We start from the raw sequence: 15,079 nt of genomic DNA on the forward strand, positions 1-15,079 counted from the left end.
TGACGGACCGAGCGGTAGCGACACGGAAGGCGGGCGGCATCGTCATGGACAGCGTGAAGCCGGGGCCCGACGAGCGGGCCGAGCACGTGCGCGTGGCGGTGATCGGCGCGGGATTCGGCGGCCTCGGCGCCGCCCTGCGGCTGCGCCGCATCGGCATCACCGACCTCGCCGTGCTGGAGCGCGCCTCGTCCGTCGGCGGCACCTGGCGGGACAACACCTACCCCGGCTGCGCCTGCGACGTCCCCTCCCACCTCTACTCCTTCTCCTTCGCCCCCAACCCCCACTGGCCGCGCGTCTTCTCCGGCCAGCCCGACATCCGGGCGTACCTGGAGTGGCTCACCGACACCTTCGGCCTGCGCCCCCACATCCGGTTCGACTGCCCCGCCGAGCGCATGTGCTGGGATCCCGACGAGCTGCACTGGGTCATCGACACCCCCCGCGGGCCGCTCACCGCCGACGTCGTCGTCGCCGCCACCGGGCCGCTCTCCGCCCCCCGGCTGCCGGACCTGCCGGGCCTCGCCGACTTCCCCGGCCTCGTCCGCCACTCCGCCCGCTGGGACCACGGCCGCGGCCTGCGCGGCCTGCGCGTCGCCGTCGTCGGCACGGGGGCCTCGGCCGCCCAGATCGTGCCCGAGATCGCCCGCGACGCCGCCCGCCTGACGGTCTTCCAGCGCACCCCGCCCTGGGTGCTGCCCCGCCGCGACCGGGCCATCACCGCGCTCGAACGCCGCCTGCACGAGCGCCTGCCCGCCACCCGCGTAGCCCGCCGCCGGCTCCTGTGGGCCCTCAGGGAGGCGCAGACCAACGCCTTCACCCGCCACCCCGGGGTGCTGCGCGCCCTGGAGGGGCTGGCGTTGCGGCACATGCGGCGCGGCGGCATCACCGACCCCGCGCTGCGCGAACGTCTGACCCCGCGCTACCGCATCGGCTGCAAGCGCATCGTGCTCTCCGACGACTGGTACCCGACGCTCACCCGCCCCCACGTCGACCTGATCGACGCCGGGCTGCGCGAGGTGCGCGGCCACACCCTCGTCGCCGAGGACGGCCGCGAGGCCGAGGCCGACGCCATCGTGCTGGCCACCGGCTTCCGCGTCACCGACGCGCCGATCGGGCGCCTCGTCAAGGGCAGCAGCGGCACGACGCTCGCCGAGGAGTGGCGCGACGGCATGGCGGCGTTGCGCGGCACGACGGCCGCCGGGTTCCCCAACTTCCTGACGATCATCGGCCCCAACACCGGCCTCGGCAACACCTCGATGCTGCTGATCATCGAGGCTCAGCTGAACTACGTGGCCGACTTCATGGCCAGGCTCCACCAGCTCCGGGGCGGCGGCAGGGTGGCTCTCTCCCCGCGCCCGGCGGCCGTCCGCGCCTGGAACGACCGGCTCCAGCGCCGCCTGTCCCGCTCCGTGTGGAACACCGGCGGCTGCGACAGCTGGTACCTCGACCGGCACGGCCGCAACACCACCGTCTGGCCCGGCACCACGATCGCCTTCCAGCGCGCCACCCGCGCCGTCGACCTCGCCGAGTACGAGGTGCTGCGCACGCCATGAACGCCGAGAACGCCATGAACGCCGAGAACGCCGAGAACGCCATGAACGCCATGAACGTGACCTCCACCGGCAGGGCCCGCCTCCACGCCGAGGTCCACGGCCCGGACGACGCCGAGGCCCCGACCATCGTGCTGGTCCATGGCTGGACCTGCCAGATCCGCTTCTGGGACCCGGTGCTGAGGCTGCTCACCCCCGACCACCGCGTCGTCCTCTACGACCAGCGCGGCCACGGCCGCACCCCCGCCACGCCCGGCGCCTGCACCGCCTCCGCCCTCGCCGACGACCTGTGCGCCGTGCTCGCCGCCGCCGTGCCGCCCGGCCGCCCGGCCGTCGTCTGCGGCCACTCCATGGGCGCGATGGCGATCGTCGCCGCCGCCGGCCGCCCCGAGCTGGCCGAGCGCGCCGCCGCCCTCGTGCTGTGCAGCACCGGCGTCGACCGCCTCGACCCCACCCGCGGCCTGCCGCTGCGCCCGCGCACGCTGCGGCTGCACGCCCTGCGCGCGATGCTGCGCACCCGGCTGCCGTACGGCCCGGTCACGCCGCTGTCCCGGCGTATCGTCCGCTACGTCACCCTCGGCCCCCGCGGCGGCGCCGACCCGGGCCTCGTGGACGCCACCACCCGCCTGGTGTACGCCTGCCCGCGCCGCGTCCGCGCCGAGTGGGCCCGGGCCATGATGGACTTCGACCTCTCCGCCGGCCTCGCGCGCCTCACCCAGCCGGTGACCATTGTCCACGGCACCGCCGACCGGCTCACCCCCCTCGCCCACGCCCACCGCATGGTCCTCCGCCTGCCCGGCGACCCCGAGCTGATCGAGATCCCCGGCGTCGGCCACATGACGCCGCTGGAAGACCCCGGACAGGTCGCCAAGACGCTGCGTAGGCTCGCCGCATGACGACGAAGAATCTCGCCGGGCAGGTCGCCGTCGTGACCGGCGCCGCCCGCGGGCTGGGGGCCGCGCTGGCGCGCGAGCTCGCGGCGCGCGGCGCCCGCGTCGCCCTGGTCGGCCTGGAGCCCGAACGCCTCGCCCGCGTGGCCGCCTCCCTCCCCGGCTCCGGCCGGCAGCGGCACGGCCACTGGCACGCCGACGTCACCGACCCCGCCGCCATGGCCCAGGTCGCCGAGGAGGTCACCGCCCGCTACCGCGCCGTCGACATCGTGGTCGCCAACGCCGGCGTGGGCCTGGGCGGCGCGCTCGACGAGTCCGACGAGGAGACCTGGCGGCGCGTCATCGAGGTCAACCTCATGGGCTCGGCCACCACCTGCCGCGCCTTCCTCCCCGCCCTCCGCGACAGCAAGGGGTACTTCCTCCAGATCGCCTCGCTCGCGGCGATCGTCTCCGCCCCGCTGATGACGGCGTACTGCGCCTCGAAGTCGGGCGCCGAGGCGTTCGCCCACAGCCTGCGGGCCGAACTGGCGCCCACGGGCGTGCGCGTCGGCGTGGCGTATCTGAGCTGGACCGACACCGACCTGCTGCGGGCCGCCGACGCCGACACCTACGCCGGCACCACCGCGGGCGAGCTGCGCCGCCGCATCCCCGGACCCGCCGGCCGCACCTACCCGCTGGCCCCGGCCGCCGCCCGCATCGCCGCGGGCATCGAACGCCGCGCCGCCCACGTCTACGCCCCGCCCTGGCTGCGCACCACCCAGGCGCTGCGCGCCGCGCTCCCGCCCCTCATCACCGCCGTCGCCCGCCGCGCCCTCGGCCCGCGCCCGTCCTCGCCCTCGCCGGTGCGCCGCACCCTCCTGGGCCCGGGCGGCGCGGCGGCCGAGGCTACGCGGTCTGGGCCCGGACCTGCGCCCGAGTCTCCGCGATGACCCTGCCGTCCGAGCCGTAGAGGGTGACAGTGACGGTGACGGAGCCGCGCCACGCGGACCGATGACAGCCGGCGAGAACTGGCTGTGAATGACCGCCGCCGCTACGCCGCCGCTGTGGTGGGCGTGGCGAAGCGGTAGCGGGTCTGGGCGAAGGAGTCGCCCTTCCGGAAGCCGAACGCCGTCGCCGGGCGGACGCGGAAGACCAACGCCGTGCCCGCCGCGTGGTGAAAGAGCCCGTCGCGGACGTCGAAGTGCCAGTCGGCGCCGTACTTCGTCTCGTACACGTCGGCGACGCGGCGCAGCGCGGCGGCGTCGCGCACCCGCTCCGCCTCGCCCTCGACCACCACGTCCAGGCCCGCGCCCAGCGCGTTCTCCCCGGTGGTCAGCACGCAGCGGGCGTTCGAGGCGAGGTTGTGCGCCTTGCGCTCCTCGGGGCCCGTGCAGAACCACAGCGCCTCGTCCACCCAGACCGCGATCAGCGGCGTGACGTGCGGCCGCCCGCCCGGGCGGACCGTCGTCAGCCAGTACACCTCCGCCTCGGCCAGCCGCGCCCGGGCCTCGCCCCACGGCGTGGCCGCCGCGTCCGGCGTGCTGTACCGCTCGTCCAGGTCCACCACGGGTTGTGCGCGTTGTGCGTTCGGCATCGCCGCTCCTCCAGTTGCGTCTCCGTCACCGGGTAGACCACGACCGGCCCGGAAAGTCATCGCCGGGCGCCCCGGGCGCCGGTTGACTTCAACCCCGGTTGAGGTTGCAGGGTCGTTGCCATGACCGACCACGACAAGCGCGACGCGCTGCGCGGACTCCTCGACAGGGCCGAGATCACCGATCTGGTGGACCGGTACCTGCGCTCGCTCGACGAGCGCGACGCCTTCGACGAGGAGTGGGCGCGCTCGCTCGCGACCGAGGACGTCCGCTCGGAGACCCCGGTGGGCCCGGCCCAGGGGCGGAGCGCCCTCGCCCAGCACACCCAGGGCGCGCTCGCGCAGTTCGCCCGCACCCAGCACGTGGGCGCCAACCCCGTCATCGAGCTGTCCGGCGACGCGGCCACCGTGCGGCTCAACGCCCTCATGACCCACATCCACCCCGACGAGCTGCACGAACGCCTCGGGGAGCGCTTCATCGTCGGCGGCGTGATCGAGGGCGGGCTGGCGCGGACCGAGGAGGGGTGGCGCTTCCGGCGGATCACCATCCGGGTGGTGTGGACCGACGGGCACCCGCCACTGCGCCCCGGCGGGATCGACCCCGGCCAGGCGCGTGGGGCGTGACCGCCGCGCTCAAGGGACGCCGTCGGCACGCCTTGGCCCCGGGACTGACGCCTCAGCGCTGGCGCGGCGCCGGGCCGTGCTCGGGGTCGACGAAGTAGCTGTCGTGGCGGATCAGGAACTCCCGGAACTCCTCGTCCCCGCGCTGTGCCATCTCCGCCACGCGCTCGAAGTACTCCTCGCGCGGCGCGCCGGGGGAGAAGAGCAGCAGCATCGACGACGGCTCGTCGGAGTCGTTCCTGAACGCATGCAGCCCGCCGACCGGCACGTACAGGAAGTCGCCCTGGCGGGCGGTGACCCAGCGCTCGCCGTCGAAGAGCGACACCTCACCGGAGAGGACGAAGAACGACTCCGAGATCGTCTTGTGGAAGTGGGTGCTCGGCCCGGGCGAGCCGGCCGCCATGTCAAGCCGGTAGAGCCCGAACTCGCCGTCCGTCAGCGCGTGGGTGGCGAGGTAGTGGGTGCGGTTGCCCGACGGCGAGCGGAGCTCCGGCTCGGTTCCGGCGGGACGGAAGGTGGCGTTGACCTCGCCCCTCTCGCCGGAGTAGCGGGGTTCCGGGTAGGACATCAGGGACATGGTCGGCGGTCGCCTCCTCGTGGTTCTCCTGATTCCAGTGTGAGTCATGAGCCGACGATCAGCCGCGTCCGCGCCGATCCACACGAGCCGCACCGTGCCGCCGCGAACATCGAGGGCGAACATCGAGGGCGCGGTCTCATCGACGAGCAGTCCACCCCCCTTCGTCGAAGTCAACGGAGTCGGTGGGGACGTGGGGCAGCGCGGACAACGACGTGCCCCGGGGCCGGTTGGTCCGGACCGGGGCACGCCGCCGCTCGGTTGGGTGGCTCTCAGGGCCCCTCGTCCTTGTGGCGGCCCTTCCTCGCCCGCTCCATGGCCTCCTTGGCCCGCTCGCGCATCTCCTGCATGCCGCCGCCGCCCCCGTGCCGCTCGCCTTCCGGCTTCGACTGTCTCCGCTGCTCCCGCTCGCTCCTGGCCTTCCTGGCCCGCTGCTGGAGCTGCTCCGCCTTGTCCCTGAAACGGTCACCCATGCCCATGCGCGTGCTCCTTCCCTCACTCCTCAGCCTGGCACGGGGGCGTATCCCTCGCATGTCGGGCTATTCAGCCCGAGGTGGCAGCAATGGTCGCCGCCGGTCCGGGATGTTCTCGTAGCCGGGCGGTGTGGACGCGGGCTCGCGGTCGAGGAGTTCGAGAGCGAGCTCGACCGCCCGGTCGAGGACGACGTAGCGGCCCTCGGCCCAGTCCAGCGGTGTGCGCTCGGACTCGATGTCGGGCTCGACGCCCCGGTTCTCGATGTCCCACCCGTACTGCGCGAACCACGCCGCGTTCATCGGCACCGTGATGTGCGTGCCGTCGCCCAGCCGGTGGTTGCCGGTGATGCCGACGACGCCGCCCCAGGTGCGGGTGCCGACGACCGGGCCCAGGCCCAGCAGCCGGAACGCCGCCGTGATCATGTCGCCGTCCGAGGACGTCGCCTCGTCCGCCAGCGCCACCACCGGGCCGCGCGGCGCGTCCGAGGCGTACGACACGGGCTGGGCGTTGCGCGTCACGTCCCAGCCGAGGATGGTCCGCGTCAGCTTCTCTATGACCAGCTCGCTGATGTGGCCGCCGGCGTTGCCGCGCACGTCCACGATCAGGGCCTCCCGTGCGAACTCCATCCGCAGGTCGCGGTTGAACTGCGCCCAGCCGGAGCCGCCCATGTCCGGGATGTGCACGTAGCCGCAGCGCCCGCCGCTCAGCTCCCGCACCACGGCGCGGCGCCGCGCCACCCAGTCCTGGTACCGCAGCGGGCGGTCGTTGATCAGCGGCACGACGGCGATGCGGCGCGGTCTCCCGCCGTCGCGTTCCTCGTCGACGAAGGTCAGCTCCACACTGGTGTTGCCGGTCGCCGACAGCAGCGGCCACGGCCCGGCCACCGGGTCCACCGGCCGGCCGCCGACGTGGGTGAGGATCGCGCCCTCCCGCACCCCGGTCCCGGCGAGCGGCGAGCGCGCCTTGGGGTCGGAGGACTCGCCCGGCAGGATGCGCTTGAGCTGCCAGGCGCCGTCCCTGGTGCGGGCGAAGTTGGCGCCGAGCAGGCCGATGGCGCGCTGGTAGTGGCGCGGGCCCTCGTTGCGGCGGGCGGCGGTGACGTAGGCGTGGGAGGTGCCGAGCTCGCCGACGGTCTCGCGCAGCAGGTCGGCGAACTCGCCGGGCGTGGCGACCCGCTCCAGCACCGGCCGGTACTGGTCGAGGACGGCGGGCCAGTCGATCCCGCACATCTTCGGCTCCCAGTAGTGGTCGCGGACGATCCGCCCGGCCTCCTCGAACGACTGCCGCCACTCGGAGCACGGGTCCACGTCGTGGGTGATGCGGCGCATGTCCAGATCGACGGAGGCGTCGCCGTCGTTGCTGTCGGTGGCCGGGATGGCGCGCAGGTCGCCGTCCTCGGAGACGACGAGGCGGGTGCCGTCCCCGCTGGCCGTGAACCAGTCGACGTGGTGGGCGAGTTCGGTCCGCTTGGACTTGGTCAGGTCGAAGTACTCCAGGGTCGGCCTGCCGCTGGTGTCGTCGGGGTTGGCGAAGGTCTCTCCGAGCGCGCCGGAGATCGGCCAGCGCAGCCACACCAGGCCGCCGCCGCTGACGGGGTGCAGGGAGGAGTACTTCGACGCCGAGACGGGGAACGGCACGACCCGGCTGCTCAGGCCCTCGGCCTCCACCAGCACCGAGCTCTCGCTCGGGCCCTCGCCGCCGCCTTCCGGCGCCTCGACGGGATCGAGCCCGCCGGCGGCCGGGCGGCCCTCGGGCGTGATGGCGAAGGGCGAGCGGGTGGCGGAGGAGAGCGGCACCAGGTAGGGGCGGCAGCCGAGGGGGAAGGACAGGTCGCCGGTGTGGACGTCGTAGACCGGGTCGAAGCCGCGCCAGGAGAGGAACGCCAGGTAGCGGCCGTCCCGCGTGAAGACGGGCTCCTCGTCCTCGAAACGCCCGTCGGTCACGTCGAGGATGGCCCGGGGCTGCTCCTGGTCCCGCTCGTCGTCGGCGAGGCGGGCGATCTTGATCTGGCTGAGGTAACGCCCGATCCCGGGGTGCGCCCACGCCAGCCACGCCGAGTCCGGCGAGAACGCGAGGTCACGGACGGGCCCGTTGACGGAACGGACCACCTCGGTGACGGCGGGAAGGACCCGCGGTCCGGACGGCGCCTCGGCCCCGGCGCCCTCGCCGCCAACGTCGGCCGTGACGCCGCCCGAGGCGGACGTCGCGGCATGCGTGCCGGCGTCCTCCGGCGGCGCGGCCGGGCCCGCGTCGGCGTCGGCTGCCTCGCCTGGTTCGCCTGCGGCGCCGCGCCCGACCTCGGCCGGTCCCGCGTCGGTCTCGCCGGGCGCCTCGTCTCCGGCGGCGTGTCCCGGCTTTGCCGGGCTCGCCGGTCCGGCGGGCGGCTCCGTGTTCCCCGCCGGACCCCTCGTGTCCGTCCGCTCGCGGCTGACGGCCCCGCCGCCGGCCGCCGCCGAAGGCGGCGAGGCCGCGCCGGGCTCACCGGTGTCCGCGCCGCGCGAGCGCTCCGCGCCCGTCGTGGCGTCCCCGGCCCCGGCCTCCGCCTCGGCCCCGGCCTCCGCCTCTGCCTCCGACTCCGCCGGAGGCAGAGGCACACGCACCACCAGCAGGCGGCCGTCGTGCGAGGCGACGGCCAGCGTCCGTCCGTCGGGCGAGGCGGCCATCTCGCGGACGCGCCCGAGCTGGCCGGACGCCAGGCGGACGGGATCCTGGCCGCCGCTGGCGCGCGGCAGGTACGCGATCTCGATGGCGTCCTCGCCCTCCGCGTCCGTGAGATATGCCACACGCCCGGTGTCGCCGAGCATCACGGGCTCGCGCACCCGCACCCCCGGCGTCACCGCGAGCGCCCGCGCGGGCCCGTCGCGGTGGGCCAGCCAGTACAGGCCGCCGCGCACGCACACCGCGCTGGCGCGGCCCGTCGTGTCCACCGCCAGGTCGTCCACGTGCCGGGCGGCGGGGACCTGGTACGTACGCCGCCCCGCGCGAGGACCGCCCAGCCGGATCGGGAGGCGGCGGGGCGTGGAGCGGGGGCCGAGGTCCTCGGCCAGCCACAGCTCGCCGGCGCACTGGTAGATCACCCGCCGCCCGTCGGTGGCGGCGTTGCGGGCGTAGAACGCGTCGTGGTCGGTGTGCCGCCACAGATCCGAACCGTCGGGGCGGCAGGAGTAGAGGTTGCCGACCCCCTCGTGGTCGGAGAGGAACGCTATGCGGTCGCCCACGAACATCGGCGAGTCGATGTGCCCGCCGAGGCCGGGCAGCAGCCGTCCGCCCCCGCCCTGCCCGTACAGCCACAGCTTGCCCATGCCGCCGCCCCGGTACCGCTTCCACGCGGCCGGCTCGTGCGGCGCCTTCGCCGTCAGCAGCAGCGTGCGGCGTTCGCCACCGCTCCCGCTGACCGTGATGTCGGCCACCGGGCCCCAGGGCAGGCGTTCGCCCGGGCCGCCCGCCATGGGCAGGCTGTAAGCGAGGTTGAAGTGGGAGAACGGCTGGTCATGGGAGCTGACGGCCAGGATGCGGCTCTCGCGCGACCCCTCCTCGGGGGTCCAGCCGCAGACCCGGGTGTCGGAGGAGCCCCAGTGCGTCAGCTGCCGCGCCGGGCCGCCGTCCACGGGGGCGAGGTAGATCTCCGGGTCCAGGGTGCGCCAGCTCACGAACGCGATGTGGCGGCCGTCGGGGGAGAAGCGGGGGGTGGCCATGCGGGTGCGGTCCACCGTCAGCCGCCAGGCCCTCACCGGACCCCGCTCGCCGGCCCCCGGCAGCGGCGCCAGCCACAGGTCGTCCTCGGAGACGAAGCACAGAAGTTCACCGAAGAGATGCGGGAAGCGTAGGTACCCGTCAGACTCGTAGCGTTGGCTGGGGGCCTCGGGGGAGTCGGCAGATGTGTTGAGTGTGTCGCTCACCGTTCCCATGCTTCGCCCTGGGGCGGGGTGACGGCAAGCCACTAGGAGTAGCTCCTGTGATGTGAATCACATTTGCGCATACTCGCTCACCCTTCGAGCCGCGCCCGGCGTCTCGTGGCATGAACTGACACATAAGACTGCCGTCATTTCAAATCGTCCAAACCTCTTCAACGCCCTTTCACACCGGACAGGAGAACCTGCCCCGTGGCTACGTTCTTGTACAAACTCGGTCGCCTGTGCTTCCGGCGCCGCTGGTGGGTGGCGCTGCTCTGGGTAGCCCTGCTCTTCGGCATCGGCACCGCGGCCTCGTCGGCCGGGGAAGCCCCGCCCGACGAGTTCTCGCTGCCCGGCACGGAATCACAAGAGGCCCTTGACCGCCTCGAGGAATCGTTCCCGCAGGCCAACGCGGAAGCGGTGGAGACCACCATCGTCTTCCAGGCCCCGCAGGGCGAGGAACTGACCAGTCCCGACAACCAGAGCGCTCTCGAGAGCACACTCGCCGCCCTCGGCGACGTCGACAAGACGCTTGAGATCTCCGACCCCTTCGCCGACGGCAACAGCGGCGTCAGCGAGGACGGCACGACGGCGTACGCGATCGCCTCGTACGACATCACCTGGGGCGAGGTCACCGAGGAGATGACCGAGCAGTTCAACGCCGCCGCCGAGCAGGGCGAGGAGGCCGGCCTGACGATCGAGTCCAGCGGTGAGATCGCCGAGCCCGAGGAGGAGCCCGCCGGGGCCGAGGCCATCGGTATCGGCGTGGCCCTGGTTGTGCTCATCATCACCTTCGGCTCGCTGGTCGCGGCCGGGCTGCCGCTGATCACCGCGCTGATCGGCGTCATGGCCGGCACGCTGGGCATCGCCGCCCTGGCCACGACCCTCGGCCTCTCCGCGACCACCGGCATCCTGGCGACGATGATCGGCCTCGCGGTCGGCATCGACTACGCCCTGTTCATCGCCTCCCGCTACCGCGCGGAGCTGATGGCGGGTCACAGCCGCGAGGAGGCCGCGGGCCGGGCCGTCGGCACCGCCGGCTCCGCCGTCGTCTTCGCGGGCCTGACCGTCATCATCGCGCTGGCGGGCCTGGCCGTGGTCAACGTGCCGCTGCTGACCAAGATGGGCATGGCCGCGGCCGCGCAGGTGGCGCTCGCCGTGGTGATCGCCCTCACCCTGGTCCCGGCGGCGATGGGGATCATCGGCAAGCGGATCTTCGGGCGGCGCTCGCGCAAGCAGAACCCGGAGACCGGCGTGCCCGTGACCTTCCCCGGCGCGTTCAGCAAGGGCCGCAAGGAGAACATGGGCACCCGCTGGTCGCGCGGCGTGCTGCGGCGGCCCGGCGTGGTGCTGGTCCTCTCGATCGTCGGACTCGGCGCGCTGGCGGCCCCCGTCAGCAACATGGAGCTGGGCATACCCGACGCCGGCATGCGGAACGAGGACACCACCGCCCGCCAGGCGTACGACATGCTCAGCGAGGGCTTCGGGCCCGGCTTCAACGGCCGTCTCATGCTCGTCGTCGAGGGTGACGACCGGACCGAGACGGAGGCCGCCGTCGAGCAGGTCAGCAACGAGCTGTCCAGCATGGACGGCATCGCGCAGGTCGCGCCGGCCGGGCCGGACAGCTACAACGACGACGGCACGGTGGCGCAGCTGTTCGCCTTCCCGACCACGGGCCCGGCGGACCACGACACCACCACGCTCGTCGAGCACATCCGCGACGTCGTCGCGTCCACCGTGGAGCAGGACACCAACGCCGAGGTGCTGGTCGCGGGCCTGACCGCCAGCAACATCGACTTCTCCGAGGTCATGAACGACGCCCTGGTGCCGTACCTGGCCCTCGTCGTCGGCCTGGCGTTCATCCTGCTGATCCTGGTCTTCCGCTCCATCCTGGTGCCGCTGAAGGCCGCGCTCGGCTTCCTGCTGTCCGTGCTGGGCGCGCTCGGCGCCGTCGTGCTGGTCTTCCAGGAGGGCATCGGCGCGGAGCTGATCGGCGTCGAGGAGACCGGGCCGATCATGAGCATGATGCCGATCTTCATGGTCGGCGTGATCTTCGGCCTGGCGATGGACTACGAGGTGTTCCTGGTGACGCGGATGCGCGAGGCGCACGTCCACGGCGAGGACTCCAAGCAGTCCGTGATCACCGGCTTCAACCTCAACGCCCGGGTCGTCACGGCCGCCGCGATCATCATGATCAGCGTCTTCGCCGGCTTCGCCATCGTCTCCACGGAGTCGATGGTCAAGATGATCGGCCTGGGCCTGGCCACGGCGGTCCTGCTCGACGCCTTCGTCGTCCGGATGACGATCGTCCCGGCGGTGATGGGCCTGATCGGCGAGCGGGCCTGGTCGCTGCCGAGGTGGCTCGACAAGATGCTGCCGAACGTCGACGTCGAGGGCGAGTCCCTGGAGCGGTACCTGGAGGCGCAGGGCCGAGGGCGCCCCACGGCGGAGCAGCGCGAGCGCCAGCCCGAGCCGGTGGGCTGACGCCCTGCCCTGACGGCTTATTCGCCACGACCCGCGCCCCCCGCGCGCCCACCAGGCGCGCGGGGGGCGCGGTGCGTCGGAGGTCTCGTGCCGCGAGGTGGGTGTGGTGAGAGTCGCAGGCTCTTGCACATCACTTGCAATAGGGTTTAATTGTCGAACGTGCACGTTCCTGACGGATTCCTCAACGCCCCCGTGTCGCTGGCCACCGGCGCCGTCGCGGCCGGCGCCGTGGCGGTCTGCCTGCGCGGCGCGCGTCACGAGCTGGGCGAGCGCACGGCCCCGCTGGCGGGCCTGGTCGCGGCGTTCGTCTTCGCCGTCCAGATGCTCAACTTCCCCGTCGCCGCCGGGACCAGCGGTCACCTGCTGGGCGGCGCGCTCGCCGCGATCCTCGTCGGCCCCTGTACGGGCGTGCTCTGTCTGGCCGTGGTGCTGCTGATGCAGGCGCTGCTCTTCGCGGACGGCGGGCTGAGCGCACTCGGCACGAACATCACGCTCATGGGCGTCGTCACCGTCGTCGTCGGCTACGCCGTCTTCCGTGCGCTGCTGCGCGTGCTGCCGGGCGGCGCGGTGAGCGTGGCGACGTTCGCCGCCGCGCTGGTGTCGGTGCCCGCGTCGGCGATCGCCTTCACCGGCCTGTACGCGGTCGGCGGCACCGCCGACGTCTCCCTCGGGCGGGTCTTCGCCGCCATGACGGGCGTGCACGTGCTCATCGGCATCGGCGAGGCGATCATCACCACCGCCACGGTCGGCGCGGTCCTCGCGGTGCGGCCGGACCTCGTGCACGGGGTGCGGGACGTCGCGCGCCCTGCGCTGGTGATACGCGGGGGCGCGGGTGCGGGCGCCGCGCGCCCGGCGCCGGGGCCCGGCCCGGATTCCCGGCCCCGGCCCCGGCCCGGAGAGCCCGCGCCCTCCGGGGCGGCCCCCGGCGCATCCCAGCGCTCCCAGCGCTCCCAGCGCTCCCAGCGCTCCCAGCGCTCGCTGCGCCCGCTCTGGCTCGGCGGCCTCGCGGTCACCGTGGTCTGCGCGACCTTCGTCAGCTTCTACGCCTCCGCCGAGCCGGACGGCCTGGAGAAGGTCGCCACGGACGAGGGCATCGCGGAGGAGGCCCGCGAGCACGACCTGGCCGACTCGCCGCTGGCGGACTACGGCGTCGAGGACGTGGACAACGAACGCCTCTCCATCGCGCTGGCGGGCTCGGCGGGCGTCGCGGTCACCCTCGCCGTCGGCTCCGGCGTCTTCCTGACCCTCCGCCGTCGCCGCCACGACGAGACGACGCCCGACCGTGTCTGAGTCCCCCGCCCGCCCGCCCCACACCGGGGGCTCCGCCCCCGAAGCCCCGGCCGCCCACACCACGGCACCCCACCCGGGGGTGAGGGCCGTCACCGAGCCCCGGGCGGGTGGCCGGCACTCCCTCACCGACCGCGTCTACCGGGACGCGCGGACGCCGATCCACGCGCTGCCCGCCCACTGCAAGATCCTCGCCCTCCTCACCTTCGTCCTCCTCGTCGTCGCCACCCCCCGCGAGGCCTTCTGGGCCTTCGCCCTGTACGCGGCCCTCCTGGCCGTCGTGGCGGCAGCCGCCCGCGTCCCCCCGGCGTTCCTCGCACGCCGCATGCTGATCGAGGTCCCCTTCCTCGCCTTCGCCCTCCTCCTCCCCTTCGTCGCCGAGGACCCGCGCACCACCGTCCTGTCGCTCTCCCTCAGCGAGTCCGGGCTCTGGGGCGCCTGGAACATCCTTGCCAAGGGCACCCTCGGTGTCGCCGCCTCGCTCCTCCTCGCCGCCACCACCGAGATACGCGACCTCCTCCTCGGCCTGCGCCGCCTCCGCCTGCCGCAACTCCTCGTGCAGATCGCGGCGTTCATGGTGCGGTACGCCGACGTCATCACCGGCGAGCTGCGCCGCATGCGCATCGCCCGCGAGTCCCGGGGCTTCACCGCGCGCGGGCCACGCCACTGGGGCGTGCTGGCCAAGACCGCGGGCGCGCTCTTCATCCGCACCTACGAGCGCGGCGAGCGCGTCCACCTCGCCATGCTCAGCCGCGGCTACGCCGGCACGATGCCGGTCATCGACGAGCTGTCCGCGACCCGCGCCCAGTGGGCCCTGGCCGCCGCCCTGCCCTCCGCCGGCCTCCTCGTCTGTGTGATGGCATGGACGCTATGAACGGCAGCGCCAACAGCACCAACAGCACCAGCAGCACCAACAGCCTTGAGGTCTCCGGCCTCGCGTACGCCTACCCCGACGGCCACCAGGCCCTCTTCGGCGTCGACCTGACCATCCCGCGCGGCGAGCGCGTGGCCCTCCTCGGCCCCAACGGCGCGGGCAAGACGACCCTCGTGCTGCACCTGAACGGCATCCTCACGCCGGGCGCGGGCACCGTGCGCGTGGGCGGGCTGACCGTCGGCAAGGACACCCTCGCCGAGGTGCGGCGGCGCGTCGGCATCGTCTTCCAGGACCCCGACGACCAGCTGTTCATGCCCACCGTCCGCGAGGACGTGGCGTTCGGCCCCGCCAACGCCGGGCTGCGCGGCGCGGAGTTGGAGGCGCGCGTGGCGCGGGCGCTGGACCGCGTCGGCATGGCGGAGTACGCCGACCGGCCGCCCCATCACCTCTCCTTTGGGCAGCGCCGACGGGTCGCCGTGGCGACGGTGCTGGTCATGGAGCCGGAGATCCTGGTTCTCGACGAGCCCTCGGCCAACCTCGACCCGGCGGCCCGCCGCGAACTCGCGGACATCCTGCTCTCCTTGGACCTGACGCTGCTGATGGTCACGCACGACCTGCCGTACGCGCTTCAGCTCTGCCCGCGCTCGGTCATCCTCAGCGACGGCGTCATAGCGGCGGACGCGCCCACGCCCGAACTTTTCGCGGACGAGACGCTGCTGGCCCGCCACCGCCTGGAACTCCCGTACGGCTTCGCGGTGGGCTGACCCCTGACACGGCGCTCAACCCCGGGTGGTGACGACGGCGCTCAACCCCGGGTGGGGTGCCGGGGCGTGGGCGGCAAACGGGGTCCGGGGCGGAGCCCCGA

At 73.8% G+C, this 15,079-nt stretch carries 12 protein-coding genes; 8 read left to right on the top strand and 4 right to left on the bottom strand.

The genetic code is table 11. The annotated features are described in order from the left end of the window. Positions 1 to 44 precede the first annotated feature (44 nt). From ACTWQH_RS28655 to ACTWQH_RS28665, 3 genes are read left to right on the top strand one after another with little or no spacing between them, the layout of a single operon-like run. A complete protein-coding gene (locus ACTWQH_RS28655; RefSeq protein ID WP_443289688.1) occupies positions 45 to 1,550 on the top strand; it encodes a flavin-containing monooxygenase in 1,506 nt (501 codons plus the stop codon). Beyond that, positions 1,547 to 2,443 carry an alpha/beta fold hydrolase gene (locus ACTWQH_RS28660; protein ID WP_443289689.1) on the top strand — a complete coding sequence of 299 codons (897 nt, stop codon included), beginning with the start codon at positions 1,547 to 1,549 and terminating at the stop codon, positions 2,441 to 2,443. The genes ACTWQH_RS28655 and ACTWQH_RS28660 overlap by 4 nt, the downstream gene beginning before the upstream one ends. Beyond that, a complete protein-coding gene (locus tag ACTWQH_RS28665) occupies positions 2,440 to 3,366 on the top strand; it encodes an SDR family oxidoreductase (protein WP_443289690.1) in 927 nt (308 codons plus the stop codon). Before ACTWQH_RS28660 ends, ACTWQH_RS28665 begins: the two co-directional genes overlap by 4 nt. A 101-nt stretch (positions 3,367 to 3,467) precedes the next feature. On the opposite strand, the gene ACTWQH_RS28670 is transcribed toward ACTWQH_RS28665, so the two are convergent. Then, on the bottom strand, positions 3,468 to 4,010 hold the full coding sequence (locus tag ACTWQH_RS28670) for a pyridoxamine 5'-phosphate oxidase family protein (protein ID WP_443289691.1): 543 nt from the start codon (positions 4,008 to 4,010) through the stop codon (positions 3,468 to 3,470). 120 nt (positions 4,011 to 4,130) lie between these two features. Here ACTWQH_RS28670 and ACTWQH_RS28675 point away from each other — a divergent pair, with 120 nt between their 5' ends. Then, positions 4,131 to 4,631 carry a nuclear transport factor 2 family protein gene (locus ACTWQH_RS28675; protein WP_443289692.1) on the top strand — a complete coding sequence of 167 codons (501 nt, stop codon included), beginning with the start codon at positions 4,131 to 4,133 and terminating at the stop codon, positions 4,629 to 4,631. Between the two features lie 52 nt (positions 4,632 to 4,683). Here ACTWQH_RS28675 and ACTWQH_RS28680 read toward each other — a convergent pair whose 3' ends face one another. The 3 genes from ACTWQH_RS28680 to ACTWQH_RS28690 form a co-directional block, all read right to left on the bottom strand. Beyond that, complete coding sequence (locus ACTWQH_RS28680) at positions 4,684 to 5,196, bottom strand: cupin domain-containing protein (RefSeq protein WP_443289693.1); 513 nt, start codon at positions 5,194 to 5,196, stop codon at positions 4,684 to 4,686. A gap of 278 nt (positions 5,197 to 5,474) precedes the next feature. Beyond that, positions 5,475 to 5,681, bottom strand: coding sequence for a hypothetical protein (locus ACTWQH_RS28685; protein WP_443289694.1), 207 nt, complete (start codon positions 5,679 to 5,681; stop codon positions 5,475 to 5,477). A gap of 60 nt (positions 5,682 to 5,741) precedes the next feature. Next, the gene (locus ACTWQH_RS28690) at positions 5,742 to 9,473 is read right to left on the bottom strand and encodes a S41 family peptidase (protein WP_443289698.1); all 3,732 of its coding nucleotides are present in this window, start codon (positions 9,471 to 9,473) and stop codon (positions 5,742 to 5,744) included. 306 nt (positions 9,474 to 9,779) lie between these two features. On the opposite strand from ACTWQH_RS28690, the gene ACTWQH_RS28695 reads away from it, so the two are divergent. The 4 genes from ACTWQH_RS28695 to ACTWQH_RS28710 all read left to right on the top strand — a co-directional run bounded on the left by ACTWQH_RS28695 (position 9,780) and on the right by ACTWQH_RS28710 (position 14,978). Then, positions 9,780 to 12,053, top strand: coding sequence for an MMPL family transporter (locus ACTWQH_RS28695; RefSeq protein WP_443289695.1), 2,274 nt, complete (start codon positions 9,780 to 9,782; stop codon positions 12,051 to 12,053). A gap of 159 nt (positions 12,054 to 12,212) precedes the next feature. After that, positions 12,213 to 13,343: an energy-coupling factor ABC transporter permease gene (locus tag ACTWQH_RS28700; protein ID WP_443289696.1), complete on the top strand. Its 1,131-nt coding sequence runs from the start codon at positions 12,213 to 12,215 to the stop codon at positions 13,341 to 13,343. Between the two features lie 157 nt (positions 13,344 to 13,500). Continuing rightward, on the top strand, positions 13,501 to 14,214 hold the full coding sequence (gene cbiQ, locus ACTWQH_RS28705) for a cobalt ECF transporter T component CbiQ (RefSeq protein ID WP_443289699.1): 714 nt from the start codon (positions 13,501 to 13,503) through the stop codon (positions 14,212 to 14,214). Then, positions 14,211 to 14,978: an energy-coupling factor ABC transporter ATP-binding protein gene (locus tag ACTWQH_RS28710; protein WP_443289697.1), complete on the top strand. Its 768-nt coding sequence runs from the start codon at positions 14,211 to 14,213 to the stop codon at positions 14,976 to 14,978. The genes cbiQ and ACTWQH_RS28710 overlap by 4 nt, the downstream gene beginning before the upstream one ends. Positions 14,979 to 15,079: the final 101 nt, after the last annotated feature.

This window comes from Streptomyces sp. 6N223 (assembly GCF_052246635.1).
Taxonomy (GTDB): domain Bacteria; phylum Actinomycetota; class Actinomycetes; order Streptomycetales; family Streptomycetaceae; genus Streptomyces.

Coding starts and splice junctions, on each gene's coding strand:
- ACTWQH_RS28680 (WP_443289693.1), bottom strand. CDS start 5,196: ATGTCCTACCCGGAACCCCGCTACTCCGGCGAGAGGGGCGAGGTCAAC.
- ACTWQH_RS28710 (WP_443289697.1), top strand. CDS start 14,211: ATGAACGGCAGCGCCAACAGCACCAACAGCACCAGCAGCACCAACAGC.
- ACTWQH_RS28660 (WP_443289689.1), top strand. CDS start 1,547: ATGAACGCCGAGAACGCCATGAACGCCGAGAACGCCGAGAACGCCATG.
- ACTWQH_RS28670 (WP_443289691.1), bottom strand. CDS start 4,010: ATGCCGAACGCACAACGCGCACAACCCGTGGTGGACCTGGACGAGCGG.
- ACTWQH_RS28675 (WP_443289692.1), top strand. CDS start 4,131: ATGACCGACCACGACAAGCGCGACGCGCTGCGCGGACTCCTCGACAGG.
- ACTWQH_RS28665 (WP_443289690.1), top strand. CDS start 2,440: ATGACGACGAAGAATCTCGCCGGGCAGGTCGCCGTCGTGACCGGCGCC.
- ACTWQH_RS28685 (WP_443289694.1), bottom strand. CDS start 5,681: ATGGGCATGGGTGACCGTTTCAGGGACAAGGCGGAGCAGCTCCAGCAG.
- ACTWQH_RS28655 (WP_443289688.1), top strand. CDS start 45: ATGGACAGCGTGAAGCCGGGGCCCGACGAGCGGGCCGAGCACGTGCGC.